The sequence below is a fragment of the Vibrio sp. 378 genome (genome assembly GCF_033339435.1).
Genome location: NZ_JAWOUO010000845.1, coordinates 1 through 590 on the forward strand (window position 1 = coordinate 1; position 590 = coordinate 590).

Genomic DNA, 590 nt, shown 5'->3' on the forward strand with positions numbered 1-590 from the left:
CGATTACGTTTTTACGTAGCTGCTTAACGGTAGAACGCGCAATGATGTGGTTACCAATAGCCGCTTGAATCGCGATATCGAACATCTGACGAGGGATAAATTGTTTCATCTTCTCAACCAGCTGACGACCACGAGTCTGAGACTGATCTTTGTGCGTGATAAGCGCAAGTGCATCCACTTTGTCGCCGTTCAATAGTACGTCTACGCGTACCATGTTTGACGCTTCAAAGCGTTGGAAGTTGTAATCCAGAGACGCGTAACCACGTGACGTAGACTTCAGACGGTCGAAGAAGTCGAGAACAACTTCCGCCATTGGGATATCGTAAGTCACTGCAACTTGGTTACCGTGGTAAACCATATCAACTTGGAGACCACGCTTCTCCACACACAGTGTGATCACGTTACCTAGGTAATCAGAAGGCACCAAGATGTTACAACGCGCAATCGGCTCACGAATCTCTTCGATGTCGTTAATTGCAGGTAGCTTCGCTGGGCTATCAACGTACAGTAGCTCACCATCCGTTTTCTCAACTTCGTAAACTACCGTTGGCGCTGTGGTAATCAGGTCGAGATCGTATTCACGCTCTAGA

Annotated in this window: 1 pseudogene; it reads right to left on the minus strand. The window is 47.6% G+C overall.

Annotated features, from left to right (window positions below):
• Positions 1-590: pseudogene (locus R7Q48_RS29175) on the minus strand (elongation factor 4); the annotation flags it as partial.